Below are 19,645 nucleotides of genomic sequence, written 5' to 3'. Positions count from 1 at the left end.
GACAGGACAGCCATGGACACCACCACGACCGTGCTCGTGATCTGCGCGATCGTCGCGGCGGCCCTGCTCGCCGGGGCGGTCACCGTGCTCGTACGACTGGTCCGAACCCGGCGCACCCTGCGCCGGGCCGGGCTGCCCACCGGGCCGCGCTGGGTGTTCTGGGGCGCCGTCCTGTACCTGGTGCTCCCGACCGACCTCCTGCCCGACCCGATCTACCTGGACGACATCGGCGTCCTCCTGCTGGCCCTGCGCTCGATGCGCGCGGCCCGGGTGCTGCCGACGGAGGAGCCCGAACTCTGAGCCGCCCAGGGCATGATGGGCCGATGCGAACCACGTTCACCGGTGTCTCCGGGCTCTCCTCGCCGCCCGATGTCGCCGTGGGAGGAGGATCTGGCCTGCGCCCAGTACATCGCCGGGCGCGTGACCGACGACGGCCTCGACCCGGGTCCGTTCGTGGACCGGGCCCGGAACTCCGACGCCGCCGCGCGGCTCGCCGAGGGGCGCGGCTCGGCTGGGAGGGCATCCACCCCGAGGACGTACCGCTGTGCCTGGAGACGGACATCTTGCCGTTCGCCATGGCCGCCGCCCGGGAGGACGGCCACCTGGTGCTGCGCCCGGTCGCCGACGGCTGAGCCGGCGTTCCGCGAGGAGGAACCGGTCGGTGCCGCCCGGGTGCGTTCCGTGGGCGTCGAGGCGCATTCTTGCTGTGTCCCCCACCCAGCGGTGCACGGACGAGGTAGGACCGGATGACTGGGAGCGGCGAGCACCTGGGCCGGGCGCGTGAACGGCTGACCGCACTGCTGGTCGACGCCTCGATCGGCGCCCTGGACGCGGCCGGCGGCCACGTCGCCGGGGTGTACCTGCGCGCCGGCGCCCCCGGGTTGCTGCGTCTCGCGACGCTGGTGGGGCTGCCCGGCCCACTGTTCCGGCCCTGGTGGCGGCTGCACATGGACCGGCCGTTCCCGGTCGCGGACGCCTACCGGCTGGGGGTGCGGGTGGTGCTGCCCAACGCCACCGAGATGGTGCGCCGCTACCCCCAGTTCGCGGCCGGTCTGCCGTTCCAGTTCGGATCGGTGTACACGCCGGTGCCCGGGGCGGCGCCGTCCTTCGGAGTGCTCACCGTGCTGCGGCCGGCGGTCCCGGACGCGGAGGACGAGCTGCCCGGCCTGGACCACCTGGGCCGGCTGGCCGAGGACCTGGGCGCCGGGCTGCGCGCGCTGGTGGCCGAGGAGGGCGACGCGGCGGTCGCCTGGGAGGGCGAGCCGGTGTGCGTACGCCCGCCCGCGACGCGTCCGGGGACAGCGCACGCCGGGCGTTTCACCTGGGACCCGGCCACCTCGGTGGTGTGCGCGGACGACCGGCTGCACGCCCTGCTCGGCGTGGCGCCGAAGGACTTCCCCACCACCGGCGCCGAGCTGGCGGCGGCCGTGACGCCCACCGAAGCCCACCGGGTGCTGACCGCGCTGCGCGAGACCGCGGCCGGCCGCCCGCCGGAGTGCCCGCTGCGGGTGCGGGCCGCGGACGGCGCCCCGCGCCTGCTGGGACTGTGGCCGCCGCCCGGCGCCCCGGACCCGACCCTGGTCTCCGGGGTCGTCGTCGACCCGGGCCCGACCGGGTTCGCCGACGGGGTGGCCGATCTGCTCCCCCAGGGTGTGTTCTGCCTGGACCGCGCGGGGCTGCTGCGCTACGTCAACCCGGCGGCCGCCCGCCTGACCGGCCGGCCGGCCGCCGAGCTGCTCGGCCGCCCCGTGTGGGAGGTCATGCCGTGGCTGGGCGGCGCGCCGTACGACGACCACTGGCGCGGTGCGCTGCTCGCCCGCGACCCGGTGCACTTCCAGGTCCGCCACGGGGACACCGGCGAGGGCGACTGGCTCGCCCTGTCCCTGCACCCCGGCCCCGACGTCGTCACCGGTACGGTCGTCCCCACCAACCGGATCGACCCGGCCGTGCACCTGCCGAACCCGCCGCAGCCGGGCGCGGCGGGCGGTCCGGCCATCGTCGGCGGCGCCCCGACGGCCCCCCTGTACCGGCCGATCGCCCTGGCCATCGCGCTGACCGACGCGGTGACCGCGCGCCAGGTGTCGGCGGTGGTGATGCAGGAGCTGCTCCCGGCCTTCGGCGGCCGCCGGCTGGCCATCTACCTCCTCCAGGACCGGCATCTCTACCTGGCCTGGGAGTACGGCTTCCCGCCGGGCTTCCTCGACCCCTTCGACGGGGTCGGTCTCGACGCCCGCATCCCCGGCGTCGAGACCCTCACCACCGGCAGACCGCTGTTCTTCGAGTCGATGCGGCGGCTGGGGGACACCTACCCGGGCCTCGCCCTGGACGCCGACGTCGGCGCCCGCGCCTTCCTGCCGCTGATCGCCTCCGGTCGCCCGGTCGGCTCCTGCATCCTCGGCTTCGACGTCGAGCGCGGCTTCACGACCGAGGAGCGCACCGTCCTCACGGCGCTCGCGGGCCTGATCGCGCACGCGCTGGAGAAGGCCCAGCGGTACGACAGCGAGGCCGCCCTCGCCCGCGGACTCCAGCAGGCGCTGCTGCCCCGCCGGCTGTCGGCCCACCCGGGGGTGGAGACCGCGGGCCGGTATCTGCCGGGCACCCAGGGCATGGACGTGGGCGGGGACTGGTACGACGTGGTCGAGGCCGGCGACGGACTGGCCCTGGTCATCGGGGACGTCCAGGGCCACGGGGTGCAGGCGGCGGCCACCATGGGCCAGCTGCGCAGCGCGGTACGGGCGTTCGCGCTCGGCGACCGGCCGCCCGACGAGGTGCTGAGCGGCACCAACCATCTGCTCATCGACCTCGACCCGGGCCAGTTCGCCAGCTGCTGCTATGTGCGCCTGGACCCCGCCACCGGACGGGCCCGGGTCGCCCGGGCGGGTCATCCGCAGCCCCTGCTGCGCGCCCCGGACGGCCGCACCCGCGTCCTGGAGATCGCCGGCGGAGTGGTGCTCGGCGTGGACCCGCGGGCCCGCTACCCGGTGACCGAGCTGGAGCTGGAGCCGGACGCGATCCTCGCCCTGTACACGGACGGGCTGGTGGAGCGGCCGGGCGAGGACATCGACGACGGCATCACGGCGCTGCGGCTGGCGCTGGCGGAGGCCGGGGCGGCCCCGGGCCGGCGCGGCGGCCGTTCGCTGGCCGGGGTGGCCGACCGGCTCACCGCCACGGCCCGGCACGCCACCGACCGGCCCGACGACGTGGCGCTGCTGCTCGCCACCCGCCGCCGGGCGCCCGGAGACCGACCATGACCCGGCACGACGGAACCTCGGGCCGCTTGCCTCCGGAGACCCTCTCGCCTCGCAGGGCCGGGCAGTGTAGACATGGGCTCATGGTCCGTCTGCCCGGCCGGTCCGAGACCCGGCCGCCTCCTTCCGAGGCTCCGCACGCGCCGCTCGCGGAGCGGGAGCGGACGGCGACCCGGCCGGGGCACATGCGTGCCGGGCGGTGGTGGTCGGCGCGCAACGGTCGCAGCGTGGCCGGACAGGTGTTCCTGCTGCAGGTGGTGATCGTGCTGCTGCTGGTCGTGATGGCGGTGGTGGAGCAGGTCCTCCAGGTGCGGCACGACAGCAGCATGGAGGCCCGCAACCGGTCCGTGGCCGTCGCCGAGTCCTTCGCCAACGCGCCCGGCACCGCCGCCGCGCTGCGGCTGCCCGATCCGACCTCCGTGCTCCAGCCGAAGGCCGAGGCGGCCCGCAAGGCGACCGGCGTGGACTTCATCGTCGTCATGAACACCGAGGGGATCCGCTACACCCACCCGAAACCGGACCGCATCGGGAAGAAGTTCGTCGGGAACATCGGGCCCGCGCTGACCGGCCAGACCGTCACCGAGGAGGTCCACGGCACCATCGGGGAGCTGGTGCAGGCCGTGGTCCCGGTCAGGGACGCCGACGGCAAGGTGGTGGGGCTGGTGTCGGCCGGCATCACCACCGCGCACGTGGGCGGCGCCGCCGACCAGCAACTGCCGCTGCTGCTGGCCTCGGCCGCCGCCGCGCTGGCCCTGGCGACGGCGGGTACGGCACTGGTCAGCCGACGCCTGAGGCGTCAGACGCACGGCCTCGGCCCGCACGAGATGACCCGCATGTACGAGCACCACGACGCGGTGCTGCACTCCGTGCGGGAGGGGGTGCTGATCGTCGGCGGCGACGGCCGGCTGATGCTCGCCAACGACGAGGCACAGCGCCTGCTGGACCTGCCCCCGGACGCCGAGCACCGCAAGGTGCGGGACCTCGGCCTGGACAGCGACACCGCGGAGCTGATCGCCTCGGGACGGATGGCCACCGACGAGGTGCACCTGGTCAAGGACCGGCTGCTGGCCGTCAACCAGCGCCCCATCGAGGTGCGCGGCGGCCCGCCCGGCAGTGTCATCACCCTGCGCGACTCCACCGAGCTGCGCGCCCTGTCCGGGCGCGCCGAGGTGGCCCGGGAGCGCCTGAACATGCTGTACGACGCCGGGGTGGGCATCGGCACCAGCCTGGACGTCACCCGGACGGCCGAGGAACTGGCGGAGCTGGCCGTGCCCCGGTTCGCGGACTACGCCGCCATCGACCTGTACGACGCGGTCCTCAAGGGCGAGGAGCCCAAGCCCGGGGACGCGCTGCGCCGGGTGGCGTTCACCGGCCTCCACAAGGACGCCCCGCTCTACCGGGTCGGCGAGCGGATCCGGTTCGTGCCGTCCTCGCCGCAGGCCCGCTGTCTGGAGACCGGCGATTCCGTCGTCGAGCCGCGGCTGCGCGACGCGCCCGGCTGGCGGGCCCAGGACGTGGAGCTCACCGGCCGGATCCTGGACTTCGGCATCCACTCGCTGATCACGGTGCCGCTGCGGGCCGGGAACCTGGTGCTGGGGGTGGCCAACTTCTGCCGTTCGGAGAAGCTCGCGCCGTTCGACACGGAGGAGCTGGCGCTCGCGGAGGAGCTGGTGGCCCGGGCCGCCGTCTCCATCGACAACGCCCGCCGCTACACGCGCGAGCACAGCATGGCGGTGGCCCTCCAGCGCAGTCTGCTGCCGCGCAGGCTGCCCGAGCAGAGCGCCCTGGACATCGCCTACCGCTATCTGCCGGCGCAGGCGGGCGTGGGCGGCGACTGGTTCGACGTCCTGCCGCTGTCCGGGGCCCGGGTGGCGCTGGTGGTCGGGGACGTCGTGGGGCACGGGCTGCACGCGGCGGCGACCATGGGGCGGCTGCGCACGGCCGTGCACAACTTCGCGGCGCTGGATCTGACCCCCGACGAGCTGCTGAGCCTGTTGGACGAGTTGGTGAGCCGCATCGACCAGGACGAGATCCCCGCGGACAGCACGGCCCCGGTCACGGGGGCCACCTGCATCTACGCGATCTACGACCCGGTCTCCCGGCGCTGCACGGTGGCCCGGGCCGGTCACCCGCCGCCCGCGCTGCTCGGGCCCGACGGCAGCGTGCGGTTCCCGGACGTGCCGGCCGGGCCGCCGCTGGGGGTGGGTGGACTGCCCTTCGAGACGGCGGACCTGGAGCTGCCCGAGGGCAGCAGCCTGGTCCTGTACACCGACGGGCTGGTCGAGGACCGGCAGCGGGACATCGACGAGGGTCTCGAACTGCTCGCGGGTGCCTTGGAGTCGGCGGCGGGCGGCACCCCCGAGGAGACCTGTGCGGCGGTCCTGGAGCGGTTGCCGGCCCGCCCCAGCGACGACGTGGCGCTGATCGTGGCCCGCACCCGGGCGCTCGGCGCGGACCAGGTCGCCGAGTGGCAGGTGCCGGCCGACCCGGCGGCCGTCTCCGAGGTGCGGGCCAAGGTGACCCGTCAGCTCGCGGACTGGGACCTGGACGAGCTGTCGTTCACCACCGAACTGATCCTCAGCGAACTGGTCACCAACGCCATCCGCCACGGCCGCCCGCCCATCGGGGTACGGCTGCTCTGCGACCGGACGCTGATCTGCGAGGTCTCCGACGCCAGCACCACCTCGCCGCACCTGCGGTACGCGGCGAGCACCGACGAGGGCGGCCGGGGGCTGTTCCTGGTCGCGCAGATGGCCGAGCGCTGGGGCACCCGGTACACCCCCGCCGGCAAGGTCATCTGGGCGGAACAGCCGCTGCCCTGAGGCCCCGCGGGGGTGCCTCGAACAATTGTGTTGAGGACACGTCACCCCGCGGGTGATGATCTCCGGTATGTTCTCGCGCCGCAGCCGTCGCCCCAAGTCCGCCGAACTCGTCAAGGCCTGGGAGTGCCTGGACTCCGGGGATCTGCCCGGAGCGGTACGCCAGTTGCGGGCCGCCGGGGAGGACGCCCCGGTCGTCGAGGTGGCCCTCGTGGTCGAGCGGGCCGCCGAGGCGGCGGGCTTCGACGACCTGGGACGGGCCGCCGCCGCGCTCGCCGCCCGGCCCGACCATGCCAAGAACCTCTTCGACTTCGGGTACGCGTGTGTCGAACGCGGCCTGTCCTTCCTGGCGATCCCGCCGCTGCGCACGGTGCTGAGCCACAACCCGGGTGCGCTGACGGTCCTGCGGGAGCTGGTGTCGGCGTACGAGCGGGAGGAGCGCCACCAGGAGGCGATGACCGAACTGGCCCGGCACGAGGGCGACTTCGCCGACTGGCCGGACCGGTATCTGCTGGTGTACAACGCGCTCATGGCGGGCGACCTCGAGATGGCCCGCCGTCAGCACGCGCTGCTGCCCGAGCCGGCGGACGCCCAGTGGCTGCCCACCCGGGAGCGCCAGACCCGGATGCTGGAGCGGGCCGCCGCCCTCGGCGAGCCGTCGGGGCTGCGTGACTGGCAGTACGTGATCGGCGGCCAGGTGCTGGGCACGCTCTCCCCGTTCGGCTTCGCCGCGGGCATGGCGGGCCGGTACGCCTGGCTCCAGGACAGCCCGGAGATGTGCCTGCGCGCCCTGCGGCGGCTGGCGCTCCTGCTGTCCACGACGCGGACGAGCCCGCGTTCGGTGTCCCTGCTGCCCGACCGCGGCTCGCGGATCCTGGGCCTGGCCGCCGCGGAGGTGCTGGACCTGCCGGCCGTGCCGTTCGAGCCGGACCGCCAGGACACCGTCGTCGTGGCGTACGACCTCGACGAGCTGGCCGGGCACCCGTCGGGCCCGGAGATCATCGGCTCCCTCTTCGGGCGCGCGCCGGGCCAGGTGCTGCACGAGCACGCGAGCTGCTGGACCGACACCCCGGCCGTCACCGCCGACAGCATCGGTCTGCTGCACCAGTCGGTGGTGGCCCGTGGGGCGAGCGGCTGCGGGTCGGCGAGAACGGCGAGGCGGAGCGGGAGGCGGCCGACGAGCGGCCCGAGGAGGAGCTGGCCGCCGAGATCACCCGGGCCGACGCGACTCCTGACGAGGGCGACGGCGAGGGGCCCGCCGACCCGGACGAGGCGTTCGCCGCGTTCGCGGAGTCCGTCCGGGACAGCTGGCTCACCGGCGACCGGGCCCGCGTCAACTCTTCGGGACCGGTGCGCAGTTCACGCTTCGCGTGACCGTCAGCCGAGCGCCCGGTCCAGGTTGAAGGCCGCGCTGATCAGCGAGAGATGGGTGAACGCCTGCGGGAAGTTGCCCTGTTGCTCTCCGGTGCGGCCGATCTCCTCGGCGTACAGGCCGAGATGGTTGGCGTAGGTGAGCATCTTCTCGAAGGCGAGCCGGGCCTCGTCCACGCGTCCGGCACGCACCAGGGCCTCCACGTACCAGAAGGAGCAGATGGAGAACGTGCCCTCGTCGCCGCGCAGGCCGTCGGGGCTGGCCTGCGGGTCGTAGCGGTAGACGAGGGAGTCGGAGACCAGGTCCTCGCCGAGGGCGTCCAGGGTGGAGAGCCACTTGGGGTCGGTCGGCGCGATGAACTTGGCCAGCGGCATCATGAGGAGTGAGGCGTCCAGGACGTCACCGCCCTCGTACTGGACGAAGGCGTGGCGCCGCTCGGACCAGCCGCGCTCCATGATCCGGCGGTAGATGGCGTCCCTGGCGCCCAGCCAGTGGGCCAGGTCGGCGGGCAGGCCGCGCCGGCGGGCCAGCCGGATCGCCCGCTCGATGGCGACCCAGCACATCAGGCGCGAGTAGAGGAAGTTCTTGCGGCCGCCCCTGGTCTCCCAGACGCCCTCGTCGGGCTGGTCCCAGTGGTCGCAGACCCAGGCGACGAGCCGGGTGACGTCGTCCCACTGGCCGCTGGAGATGGGCTGGGCCCACTTGTCGTAGAGGTAGATCGAGTCGATGAGGGCGCCGTAGATGTCCAGCTGGAGCTGGTCGGCCGCGGCGTTGCCGACGCGCACCGGGGCGGATCCGCAGTGGCCCTCCAGATGCGGGAGCTCACGCTCGGGCAGGTCGGTGCGGCCGTCGATGCCGTACATGATCTGCAGCGGCCCCGAGGCGGCGCCGTCGCCGGGGGTGATGCAGGTGGTGAGGAACTTCATGAAGGCCTCGGCCTCGCCGGTGAAGCCGAGCCGCAGCAGGGCGTAGACGGCGAAGGCGGCGTCCCGGACCCAGACGTAGCGGTAGTCCCAGTTGCGTTCGCCGCCGAACTGCTCGGGGAGGCTGGTGGTGGGCGCGGCCACGATGGCGCCGGTGGGCGCGTAGGTGAGCAGCTTCAGGGTGAGTGCGGAGCGGTGCACCATCTCGCGCCAGCGCCCCCGGTAGCGGGACCGGGACAGCCAGCGCCGCCAGTAGCGGACGGTGGCCTCGAACTGCCGTTCGGCCTCGATGTGGGCGCAGCCGCGTGGCGCGATGTGCTCGCCGGCCTGGTCGAGGGCGAAGACCGCGGACTCGCCCTCGCCGAGTTTGAAGTCGGCGTGGGCGTCCGCTCCGTCGCTCTCCATGACCACCGTGGCGGTGAGCGCCAGGGACAGCGTCTCGGACTCGAACAGGGCGGTGCCGTCGACCAGACGCAGGGTGTGCGGGTCGGCGCCGTAGTTGAAGCGGGGGGCGACCCGGACCCGGAAGGGTACGGTGCCGCGCACGCAGATCACCCGGCGGATGAGCCGGTGCCGCTCGCAGTCCCCGGACTCGCCGGTGACGGGCATGAAGTCCTGGACCTCGCCGACGCCGTCGTCGGTGAAGAACCGGGTGATCAGCACGTTGGTGTCGGGGAAGTAGAACTGTTTGGTGCGGGCCGGTACGGCCGGGGCCAGCGCGAAGTGGCCGCCGCGCTCGGCGTCCAGCACGGCCGCGAAGACGCTGGGGGCGTCGAAGGACGGGCAGCAGTACCAGTCGATGGTGCCGTCGCTGCCGACCAGGGCCACGGTGCGCAGGTCACCGATCAGCCCGTGCTCGGCGATCGTCAGGTAGCGGGGGCTACCGGGCGCATTCTGAAAGAACCGCTGTTCGATCATCGCGGCGGCCTCCCCGGAACGGATGTATGGGCACATTACATCCAAAAGGGGATAATTTCCTTCCGGCATCGGGTACCCGGTGCCGGAAGGGCCCCGGGCCGCTCCGGATGCGGGGTGCGGCCGGCCGGGCAATCGTGAGAGTGTGCACCCCGCTCCGCGAAGGAGAGACCATGTCGACCTCAGAACCCGAAGCGTCCCGGTCGTCCGACGACCGCGCCACCCCGGACTCCCTGCTGCACAGCGCCCCCGGCACCGGGGTGGCGCCCGAAGACCTGGTGATGGCCTCGGGCCGGGACGTCACCCCGGCCACGCTGGAATGGGCCAGGAAGAAGATGGAGCGTGAGGGGCCGAACTGCATCGAGAGGCTCCTGCCCTGACGTTGGACAGGCGCCGCCTCCTCGGCCTCCTCGGATCGGCGGCCGCCGTGTCGTCCGGGCCCGCCGTGCTCCCGCCGCGGGCCGTCCCCGCCGTCGTCGCCACGTCCACGGGCGGCGACGGCGCGGACCACGCGCCGTTCAGGAGCGAGGACCACGAGCGGTTCATGAGGGCCGCGGTCGAGGAGGCGCGCCGGAATCCGCGCTACCCCTTCGGCGCGGTACTCGTGGGCTCGGGCCGGGTCCTCGGACGCGGGGTGAACACCTCGGCCGAGAACCCGACGTACCACGGGGAGATGCTCGCCATGGCCGACTACGTACGCCGGGTCGGCAACCGCGGATGGGCCGCGACCACCCTGTACTCGACCGGGGAGCCGTGTGCCATGTGCATGAGCGCCTGCGCCTGGGCGGGTGTGGGGCAGGTCGTCTGGGGCACCTCGATCGACGGGCTCGGCCGCACCGGGCTGGACCAGATCGCCCTCCCGGCACGGGCGGTGGCCGACGCGGCCAGGTCCTTCTACACGCCCCGGCTGCTGGGAGGCGTCCTCGCCGGGACGACGGACGCGCTGTTCCGGCGGGCCCAGCTCCTGCGCGGCGGCCGGCCGGGCGGGGCGCGGTGAGCCGGCCGGGCGGCGCGGGATGCGCAACGGCCCAGGTCCGTACCGGATTTCACGCGAAGGTCGGCCGTTCTCTCTTTCTAAGCGGGGGCGTCTGCTGACAGACTCCGCAAGGTGCCAGACTTCGACATGCTCGTCATCGGATCCGGACCCGGCGGCCAGAAGGCCGCCATCGCCGCGGCCAAGCTGGGCCGCCGGGTCGCCGTGGTCGACAGCCCCGAGATGGTCGGCGGTGTTTCCATACACACCGGCACCATCCCCTCCAAGACCCTGCGCGAGGCGGTCCTCTACCTGACCGGTCTCACCCAGCGCGATCTCTACGGCCAGAGCTACCGGCTGAAGGAGGACATCACCGTCGCCGACCTGACCGCGCGCACCCAGCACGTGGTCAGCCGCGAGGTGGACGTCATCCGCAACCAGCTCTCCCGCAACCACGTCACCCTCTGCTCCGGCACCGGCCGGTTCGTCGACCCGCACACCGTCGCCCTGCGCGAACCGAACGGCGACGAGAGGCTGCTGACGGCGGAACACGTCGTCATCGCCACCGGCACCCGGCCGGCCCGCCCGGACAGCGTCGAGTTCGACGGCCGCACCATCATGGACTCGGACAACGTGCTGTCGCTGGAGCGGGTGCCGCGCTCCATGGTCATCGTGGGTGCCGGTGTGATCGGCATGGAGTACGCCTCGATGTTCGCCGCGCTCGGCAGCAAGGTCACGGTGGTCGAGAAGCGCGCGGCCATGCTCGACATGTGCGACGTCGAGGTCGTCGAGTCGCTCAAGTACCACCTCAGGGACCTGGCCGTCACCTTCCGGTTCGGCGAGACGGTCGCCGCCGTCGAGCGGCACCCCCGGGGCACCCTGACCGTGCTGGAGAGCGGCAAGAAGATACCGGCGGACACGGTGATGTACTCGGCGGGCCGGCAGGGGCTGACCGACGAACTCGACCTGGACAAGGCGGGCCTGTCCGCGGACCGGCGGGGCCGGATCAAGGTGGACGAGCACTTCCGCACCGAGGTGCCGCACATCTACGCCGTCGGCGACGTCATCGGCTTCCCGGCGCTCGCCGCGACCTCGATGGAACAGGGCCGGGTCGCCGCCTACCACGCCTTCGGGGAACCGGTCGGACAGATGGACAACCTGCAGCCGATCGGGATCTACACCATCCCGGAGATCAGCTTCGTCGGCCGGACCGAGGACCAACTCACCGAGGAATGCGTGCCGTTCGAGGTCGGCGTGGCCCGCTACCGGGAGCTGGCCCGGGGCCAGATCATCGGGGACTCGCACGGGATGCTCAAGCTCCTGGTCTCCCCCGACGACCGGCGGCTGCTCGGTGTGCACTGCTTCGGCACCGGAGCGACAGAACTGATCCATATCGGTCAGTCGGTGATGGGCTGCGGCGGCACGGTCGACTACCTGGTGGACGCCGTCTTCAACTACCCGACGCTCGCCGAGTCGTACAAGGTCGCGGCCCTGGACGCCACCAACAAGCTGCGGCAGCTCGACCGGCTGGAGGACTGAGGAACTCACGGAACCACTGCTTCCGGTGTGGGGGTTGGCCACCCCGAGTGGCATATGTGATTACCGGTCGGTCAGCTTGAAAGGTCAAAGGGTGCCGCTATAGTCACACCCACCCACGCGGTGTGACCGTTCGCCGACTCTCGGCATGCGGCCTTCACCACCCCTTTGTCTCTTCCGACCGGCCCCCTGCCCGAGGCCAACCCTCACCGGCTGCGAGGCGGGTCGTGCACTCCCCGTACCACCGCGGGCCTGCACTCCCGTGCGCCCTGCACGACCGGAAAGCGGCACAACCATGAGCAACAACAGGGGCAGAGGGCTGCAGGCCAACGCCCTCGGCACGTTCGACACGGTGGTGATGGCCGTAGCGGGCAGCGCACCGGCGTACTCGCTGGCCGCGACCACCGCGGTCCTGGTGGGGGCGGTGGGGCTGGCCAGTCCGGCCGCGCTGCTGTGGTGCGCGATACCCATGCTGGGCATCGCGCTGGCCTTCAGCTACCTGGGCCGGATCGATGTCAACGCGGGTGCCAGCTACTCCTGGGTGGGCCGCACCCTGCACCCCTTCCTCGGCTTCGTCAGCGGCTGGGCGCTGGTGGTGTCGGCCACCATCTTCATGGTGGCCGGCTCACTGCCCGCCGGCTCGATGACGCTGTCCCTGTTCGACTCGGGCCTCGCCGACAACGTGGCGCTGTCGACGGTGGTCGGGGCCGCCTGGTTCCTGGTCATGCTGGCGGTGGTGCTCGGCGGCGCCCGGCTCACGGTCCGCGCCCAGCTGCTGATGTCCGGCATCGAGCTGGCGATCCTGCTGCTGTTCGCGGTGCTCGCCCTTTTCCACACCGGCAACGCCCGCGCCTTCCACTGGTCGTGGCTCGGCTTCAGCCACTTCGACAGCGCCTCCGGCTTCGCCTCGGGCGCGCTGATCGCCGCCTTCTACTACTGGGGCTGGGACGTCACCAGCAACCTCAGCGAGGAGACCCGCAACTCCCGCCGTACGACCGGACTCGCGGGTCTGATCGGGGTGGGCATCGTCTTCGCCCTTTTCGAGGTGTTCACCATCGCCGTGAACGTCATCCTCTCCTCCGACCAGATCGCGGCCAACGACGCCAACGTGCTGGCCGTGCTGGGCGACGAGATCGCGCCGGGGTGGGGCGGCAAGCTGCTGATCGTCGCCGTGATGCTGTCCACCATCGCCACCCTGGAGACGACCCTCATCCAGGTCACCCGCTCGCTGTTCGCGATGGGCCGCGACCGCACGATGCCGGCCGCGCTGGGCAAGGTGCACCGCACCTGGAACACCCCCTACGTGGCGATCGGCGTGGTCGGCGCGGTGGCGCTCATGATGTTCATCGCCTCCAACGCGCTGCGCTCGGTGGGCGAGATCCTCGCCGACGCGATCTCGGCGATCGGCCTCCAGATCGCCGTCTACTACGGTCTCGCGGGCCTCGCGGTGGTCGTCGCCTACCGCAAGGTGCTCTTCAAGTCCACGGGCAACTTCCTGCTCGGAGGGCTGTGGCCGCTGCTCGGCGCGGTGTTCATGTTCTGGATCTTCGTCGAGTCGCTGAGCGAGCTGAGCGGCGCGGCGATCGTCATCGGCGTCGGCGGTCTGGCCGTCGGCCTGATCCCGATGCTCTGGTACTGGAAACAGGGCAGCGACTACTACCGGCCTGCCAAGCTGGACGCCACCCACACCGTCGAGACCGACTACGTGCCCGACGACCACGCCACCGCACAGGCCCAGGCTTACGAAGGCCTCCCCACGGATTTCTGAGGTAGTACCCGATGGCGAGAGACCGCTTCGTCCCCGACTTCGACCCGGACTGCGGGGACACCGCCCTCACCTCGGCCCGTCAGGACATCGTCATCGGCCGCTGGCAGGGCCTGCGGGACCTGCTGCGGGCCACCGGCCCGGACTGGCTGGTCCGCGGGCACCGGGTGCGTCTCCTCGCGCAGGCCTGCGCGGGCAGTTCGACGGCGGAGTCCTGGCTGGCCGCGGAACCGCACGGCGCCGACGCGCTGGCGCTGCGGGCGGCGACCGAGACGGCCCGGGCGTTCACCCTGGCCATCTCGGCGGGCCGGGGTGCCCCGATCGACCGGTCCAGGATCGACGCCGCCGTACTGGCCTGCCTGGCGGCCGCGGAGGCGTACCCGCAGGACCCCACCCCCTGGGTCTCCCTGATCTCGGTGGCACGGCTGTATCCGACCGGCGTGCGCCGGCAGGAACTCGCACGCTGGTGGGACGAGTTGCACCGGCGCGACCCGTACAACGTGGAGGGCCATCTCCAGGTGCTCCACTACTACTCCGCGCGCTGGCACGGCACACACGGCCTGATGTACGACTTCGCCCGGGACGCGGCCGGGGTCGCTCCGCCCGGCTGCGCGCTGCCGGTCCTCGTGCAGTACGCCCGCGTCGAGGAGTTCCGCTATGCCCTGGACGAGGCGAGCGGACAGCAGACCTCGGTGGGGCACGGCCAGCACTGGAAGCACGACGGCGCGGTCAGCGACGTACGGCGCACCTGGGAGCGCTGGATCGCCCAGCGCGGTGAGGAGCCCGTCGCCCCCGGCGAACTGCGTGACCTCAACTACCTCACGCACGCGGCCTGCCAGGCGGGGGTCATGGACATCGCCTCGGCCCTGCTGCGGATCCAGGGGCGGCGGGTGACCCGCACCCCGTGGTCGTACACCGGTGACGCGGAGAAGCAGATCGCCAAGTGGCGGGCGGACCTGAAGATCCGCGGCTGACGGCGGCGGGCTACGCCTCGGTCTGCTCGGCGGGCCGGGCGAGGCCCGTCGTCCACTTCTCCTCGATGCGGCCCGCCTTCCAGATCAGCAGGGCGATCGCCCAGGTGGCGAAGAACAGGCCGACGATGACGAAGCCCACGGTGTTGAGGTCGAGGCCGGAGACCCAGTCCCAGAAGGCGCCGTGCAGGTCCAGCTTGTCGGCGAGGAGGCCGAGGAGTTCCACCGTGCCGATGATGAGGGCGACGGCGACGGACAGGCCGGTGATGGTGAGGTTGTAGTAGACCTTCCGGACCGGCTTGGAGAACGCCCACTCGTAGGCGAAGTTCATGAACGAGCCGTCGATGGTGTCAAGGAGCGACATGCCCGCGGCGAACAGGACCGGCAGGGTCAGGATGGCGTACCAGGGCAGACCGGAGGCTGCGCCGGAGCCGGCCAGCACCAGCAGGGCGATCTCCGTGGCGGTGTCGAAGCCGAGGCCGAACAGCAGGCCCAGCGGGTACATCTGCCAGGGCTTGCGGATGGAGCCGGTGACCCGGCCGAGGAAGCGGTTCATGAAGCCGCGGTTGTTGAGCTGCGTCTCGAGGGCGGCCTCGTCGTAGGCGCCGGAGCGCATCTGCCGGAAGACCTTCCAGATACCGGCCAGGATGACGAGGTTGATGCCGGCGATGAGGTAGAGGAAGGTCCCGGAGACCGTCGTACCGATGAGGCCGGTGACCTCGTGGAGGTGCGAGTTGTCGTCCTGGACCGGACCGGCCAGGGTCTTCATGCCGAGCGAGAGCAGCAGGGCGAGGCCGAAGACGATGCTGGAGTGGCCGAGCGAGAACCAGAAGCCGACGGAGAGCGGGCGCTGGCCCTCGCCCATCAGCTTGCGGGTGGTGTTGTCGATCGCGGCGATGTGGTCGGCGTCGAAGGCGTGCCGCATGCCCAGGGTGTAGGCGGTGACGCCGATGCCTATGCCGAACGATTCGGTGCCGACGCTGAAGTGCTGCGGCGCGATGATCCCGACCAGGGTGCCCCAGCCGATGACGTGCAGGGCGAGCACGAAGGCGGCCATCCCGCCGACCCTGATCCACTCCTGCCGTGTCATGGAGCCCCGGACACGGTGCCAGGCCGAGCGCTTGGTCTCGGCCTGGGCGGGGAGGGACGGAGCGGAACCAGGGGCGGCCGTCATCGGGAGGGGCATCCTTCGGTCGAGCATGTTGAGCAACTGCGGTCAGCAGTCTGCTGTCATCCTCCCGTACTTGCAAATCGTTCGCACTAAAGCCGGTGGCAGACCTTTCCCATGAGAAGGTAAAGGAAGGGTAAGGCGCTCAGGCGGCCAGCAGCCCGCTGCCCAGCCAGTCCCCGCCGTTCCGCACGCCGGGCAGGGCGAAGAAGTAGCCGCCGCCGGTCGGGGAGATGTAGTCGACGAGGGGCTCGTCGATCAGCCGGGTCTGGGTGGCCTCGAACTGGCGCCGGACGTCCTGCTGGTAGCAGCAGAAGACCAGGCCCATGTCGAGGTTGCCGACGCCGTCGACACCCCGGTCGTAGTTGTAGCCGCGGCGCAGGATCCGGGAGCTGTCGGTGTCGGCGGTGCGCGGGTTGGCGAGCCGGATATGGGCGTCCAGCGGGATCGCGTTGCCCTGCGGGTCCTTGGCGTAGTGCGGGATGTCGGTCTCCTTGGCGCCGTCCAGCGGGGCGCCGGTGTCCTTGCGGCGGCCGAACATCAGCTCCTGCTCGCTGAGCGAGACCCGGTCCCAGAACTCGACCAGCATCCGGATGATCCGGATCACCTGGTAACTGCCGCCCGCCGTCCAGGCGGGCTCGCCCTGGCCGTCGCCGACCCAGATCAGCCGGCCGGTCTCCCGGGCCGAGGTCACGTCCGGGTTGGCGATGCCGTCCTTGAAGCCGAGCAGGTTGCGCTGGGCGCCGGTGGGACGCGGGGCGTTCTGGAAGCCGTCCACGCGCCACTTGATCTGCATGGCACCGCGGGTGTGCTTGGCGATGTCGCGGAGCGCGTGCAGCACGGTGTCCTGGCTGTCGGCGCAGATCTGCAGTGAGAGATCGCCGTGGCACTCGGCGGGCTTCAGGTTGTCGTTCGGGAAGGTCCGCATCGGGGTCAGCCGGGCCGGCCTGGCCTTCGCCAGGCCGTAGCGGTCGTCGAAGAGGGATGCGCCGACGCCGACGGTGACGGTCAGCGCGTCGGAGGGGACCTCGGGGCCGAGGATGCCGTTGTCGGCCGGCGGCGCGCCCACGCCGAGGTCGGCCGGGGTGCCGCCGGAGGTGAGGAAGCGGGCCCGCTCGGTGATCGTTTTCAGCAGGTCGGCGAGGTCCTGCCGGGTGTCGGCGATGACGTCGAGGGAGACGAAGGTGGCGGCGGCCGGGGCGGGGGTGAGGATGCCGGCCTGGTGGGTGCCGTGGAAGGGGACCCTTGCGGGGCCGGTCGCGGCCTCCGCGGTACCGCCGGCCTGGCCGAGCGCGAAGCCGCCGCCGGCCAGGACCGCGCCCGCGGCGCCGGCGCCCAGCGCCGTCCGCACGAAGGAACGGCGGCCCGCGCCCATCGGGCAGGATGGGGTCTCGGCAGCGGACATCGGAGGGTTCCCTTCGTCGTACGGGTGCTGGTGCGGTGCGGGGTTCATCAGGCGGACTTCCTGATCTCCAGGAGGTCCGGCACCGGGGAGAGGTCCTCAAGGAGCTGGCCGGTGGCTCCGCTGATCCGCTGCCGGGTGACGGTGTCGAGCCGCTCGACCGGGGTCCAGCCCGGGCCCTGGTGCTCGGCGTCCAGGAGCTTCTGCAGGCGGGCGATGCCGGCGTCGACGGTCGGCAGCAGCCTGGGCGCGCGGGTGGTCAGCAGCGGCCTGAGCACCGTGAGCAGCTCGCGGGTGCCGGCCAGGTTGGCGTCGGCGGTGGCGAGGTTGGTGCCGCTGCCCTCGTCGGTGTCGGCGGTCAGCTCGAACTGGAGGGTGTTCTCCAGGATCTCGTGGGCGCGCAGCGGCAGGTCGCCCGGATCGAAGTCCTGGGCGGGGAACGCCTTCTGCAGCCCGGCCGCCGCGCCGGCGAGCGCCTGGGCGGGGGCCTTCAGCTGATCAGCCGACTGCCCGTGCCAGAGCCCGTACTCCACCCGGTGGAACCCGGCGAAGTCCTGGTCGGCCACCCCGCCGGCGAGCCCGTCGGCACGGCCGTTGATCTTCTGGTCGTAGTCCTCGAAGGTCCCGTAGGCGGCACCGAGCGATGCGTAGGTGAGATGGGCGGTCAGCCAGTCGGTCCGGGCCCTGTCGAGGTGGTTGCCCGCGATGTCGGCGTCGAGCGTGCGGGTCTGGGCGACGAGGGTGGCAAGGCCCTGCCCGACGTACGCCTTGTAGGCCTTCAGGGGCGCCGCGAGGTCCTGTTCGGAGACCGGTACGACGGCCTGGGCGCCGCTGCCGCCGCCGGAGACCGTGACCGACGCGGAGGTGACGGCCCTGCCGCCGGAGGGGACGCAGCGCCAGGCGTAGGTGCCGCGGGCGACGGTGGCGACCAGGGCGCGGGTGGTGCCGGGGGCGAGGCCCTCGACCTCGCCGTAGACGGCGTTGCTGCCCGGATCGATCAGATACACCTCGGCGGTCCTGCTGCCGGTGTTCCGCATCTGGAAGGTCTGCCGGCCGGGCTGGGGCGCGGTGAAGCCCTTGCCGCACTCGGTCTCGGAGACGGCGACGGTCTCACCGCCCGTGGACTTGGGCCGGGCGAAGGCGACGACGAGTCCGGCGACGACGGCCGGGACGGCGACCACGGCGACGGGGACCACCCAGCCCGGCCGGCGACGCGGCCCCCTGACCGGCCGAGGGCGGGAGCCGTCGGCCGTGGGCGCCGACCGCGGCTCGGGGCTGTCGCCGGCGGACACCGACGCCGGTTCCGGCTCCGGCTTGTCCGCGGCGGGCGTCGACGCCGGCTCCGGCTTGTCCACGGCGGACACCGACGCCGGTTCCGGCTTGTCCGCGACGGGCGTCGACTGCGCTTCAGGTTCCGGCTTGCCCGCGTCGGGCGTCGGCTCCGGCTCCGGCTCCGACTTGTCCGCGGCGGGCGTCGACTGCGGCTCCGGCTCCCGCTTGCCCGCGGCGGGCCGCGCCTCGGGCCCGGCGGTGGTCGGGCGCGGTGCCGTGGCCCGCACTCCGCGCACGAACAGCGTCATGACGACGGCGAGGTAGCCGGCGTACCCGATCACCTGGAGCCAGGTCATGGCCGGAGTGATGTTGAGGACGCCCTGGAGGAGCGTGCTGTACCAGGAGCCGGCGTCGACGGTGCCGCTCAGGTCGAAGACGTACGCCGTCCGGCCCGGAAGGACCCCGCCCTCCTGGAGGTCCCGCAGCCCGTAGCCGAGGACGCCGGCCGCGATCACGATCAGCACGGCCCCGGTGTAGGTGAAGAACCTCGTGAGGTTGATCTTCAGGACCCGGCGGTACAGCCCCCAGCACAGGGCCGCCGCCAGCACCAGGCCGACCCCGGCGCCGGTCAGCGGCCCCGCGGACTCGCCGGCCGCCTGAGCGGTGGTCCACAGGAACAGCGCGGTCTCCAGACCCTCCCGGCCGACGGCGAGGAACGAGGTGACGACCAGCACGCCCGAGCCCATGGCCAGGGCGCCCGTCACCTTCTCCTTGATCTCGCCGGAGAGGCCGCGGGCCGAGCGGCGCATCCAGAAGACCATCGCGGTGACGAAGGCGACCGCGATCACGCTGAGGCTCCCGCCGAAGGCCTCCTGCGCGGTCGCGGAGAGCGAGGCGGCGGTGAAGGTGAGGACCGCGCCGAAGCTCAGCGCCAGCGCGATCGCGGCCAGGACACCCGTCCAGACCTGTGGCAGCCGGCTCTTGGCACCGGCCCGCACCAGCGTGGCCACGAGGATCGAGACGGTCAGGCCGGCCTCAAGGCCCTCCCTCAGCCCGATCAGGAAACTCGGAAACGCGTCGTCCCACATCCGCCGCAGCCCTCCCCGGCAGGCCCGTCCCCGCCATGCGGCTCGAACTTAGTGAAGGCATGCCTTACTTCCGCCGACCATGATGACTACAACCGTGTAGTCAATCGGTCATGAACCGGCAATGGTGCGGCAAAGCTCACGGCGGGACACGGACTCGCACCACGGGGAACACCGGCAGGCCGCCAATCGTCTA

General features: G+C 72.4%; 13 protein-coding genes. 9 read left to right on the top strand and 4 right to left on the bottom strand.

Features of this window, described 5'->3' with window-relative positions; all coding sequences use genetic code 11:
* Positions 1–12 precede the first annotated feature (12 nt).
* The 4 genes from ACWDGI_RS08950 to ACWDGI_RS08935 all read left to right on the top strand — a co-directional run bounded on the left by ACWDGI_RS08950 (position 13) and on the right by ACWDGI_RS08935 (position 6,070).
* Entirely contained in the window at positions 13–300 is a 288-nt protein-coding gene (locus tag ACWDGI_RS08950) for a DUF1232 domain-containing protein (RefSeq protein ID WP_351696789.1), read from the top strand.
* A gap of 23 nt (positions 301–323) precedes the next feature.
* Positions 324–632: a hypothetical protein gene (locus tag ACWDGI_RS08945; protein ID WP_450756864.1), complete on the top strand. Its 309-nt coding sequence runs from the start codon at positions 324–326 to the stop codon at positions 630–632.
* Between the two features lie 114 nt (positions 633–746).
* The gene (locus tag ACWDGI_RS08940) at positions 747–3,251 is read left to right on the top strand and encodes a SpoIIE family protein phosphatase (protein WP_450756862.1); all 2,505 of its coding nucleotides are present in this window, start codon (positions 747–749) and stop codon (positions 3,249–3,251) included.
* A 182-nt stretch (positions 3,252–3,433) separates the two neighbouring features.
* Positions 3,434–6,070, top strand: coding sequence for a SpoIIE family protein phosphatase (locus ACWDGI_RS08935; RefSeq protein WP_450757457.1), 2,637 nt, complete (start codon positions 3,434–3,436; stop codon positions 6,068–6,070).
* A 1,374-nt stretch (positions 6,071–7,444) separates the two neighbouring features.
* On the opposite strand, the gene ACWDGI_RS08930 is transcribed toward ACWDGI_RS08935, so the two are convergent.
* The gene (locus ACWDGI_RS08930) at positions 7,445–9,280 is read right to left on the bottom strand and encodes a glycoside hydrolase family 15 protein (RefSeq protein WP_450756860.1); all 1,836 of its coding nucleotides are present in this window, start codon (positions 9,278–9,280) and stop codon (positions 7,445–7,447) included.
* A 170-nt stretch (positions 9,281–9,450) separates the two neighbouring features.
* Here ACWDGI_RS08930 and ACWDGI_RS08925 point away from each other — a divergent pair, with 170 nt between their 5' ends.
* The 5 genes from ACWDGI_RS08925 (at position 9,451) to ACWDGI_RS08905 (ending at position 14,525) form a co-directional block, all read left to right on the top strand.
* The gene (locus tag ACWDGI_RS08925; RefSeq protein WP_450756858.1) at positions 9,451–9,657 is read left to right on the top strand and encodes a hypothetical protein; all 207 of its coding nucleotides are present in this window, start codon (positions 9,451–9,453) and stop codon (positions 9,655–9,657) included.
* 2 nt (positions 9,658–9,659) lie between these two features.
* Positions 9,660–10,274 (top strand): nucleoside deaminase, encoded by a 615-nt coding sequence (locus tag ACWDGI_RS08920; RefSeq protein WP_450756856.1) that lies wholly within the window; start codon positions 9,660–9,662, stop codon positions 10,272–10,274.
* Between the two features lie 111 nt (positions 10,275–10,385).
* Entirely contained in the window at positions 10,386–11,789 is a 1,404-nt protein-coding gene (sthA, locus tag ACWDGI_RS08915) for a Si-specific NAD(P)(+) transhydrogenase (RefSeq protein ID WP_450756854.1), read from the top strand.
* A 292-nt stretch (positions 11,790–12,081) separates the two neighbouring features.
* Positions 12,082–13,554 carry an APC family permease gene (locus ACWDGI_RS08910; protein ID WP_450756852.1) on the top strand — a complete coding sequence of 491 codons (1,473 nt, stop codon included), beginning with the start codon at positions 12,082–12,084 and terminating at the stop codon, positions 13,552–13,554.
* A gap of 11 nt (positions 13,555–13,565) precedes the next feature.
* Positions 13,566–14,525, top strand: coding sequence for a hypothetical protein (locus ACWDGI_RS08905; protein ID WP_450756850.1), 960 nt, complete (start codon positions 13,566–13,568; stop codon positions 14,523–14,525).
* A gap of 10 nt (positions 14,526–14,535) precedes the next feature.
* Here ACWDGI_RS08905 and ACWDGI_RS08900 read toward each other — a convergent pair whose 3' ends face one another.
* From ACWDGI_RS08900 to efeU, 3 genes are all read right to left on the bottom strand, one after another.
* A complete protein-coding gene (locus ACWDGI_RS08900) occupies positions 14,536–15,696 on the bottom strand; it encodes a HoxN/HupN/NixA family nickel/cobalt transporter (protein ID WP_450756848.1) in 1,161 nt (386 codons plus the stop codon).
* Positions 15,697–15,835: 139 nt separating this feature from the next.
* Complete coding sequence (efeB, locus tag ACWDGI_RS08895; RefSeq protein WP_450756846.1) at positions 15,836–17,095, bottom strand: iron uptake transporter deferrochelatase/peroxidase subunit; 1,260 nt, start codon at positions 17,093–17,095, stop codon at positions 15,836–15,838.
* A 47-nt stretch (positions 17,096–17,142) separates the two neighbouring features.
* Complete coding sequence (gene efeU / locus ACWDGI_RS08890; protein ID WP_450756844.1) at positions 17,143–19,452, bottom strand: iron uptake transporter permease EfeU; 2,310 nt, start codon at positions 19,450–19,452, stop codon at positions 17,143–17,145.
* Positions 19,453–19,645 lie beyond the last annotated feature (193 nt).

This window comes from Streptomyces sp. NPDC001220 (genome assembly GCF_053597895.1).
Note: the sequence above shows the minus strand (reverse complement) of the source record. Positions and strands in the feature narration are given on the sequence as shown.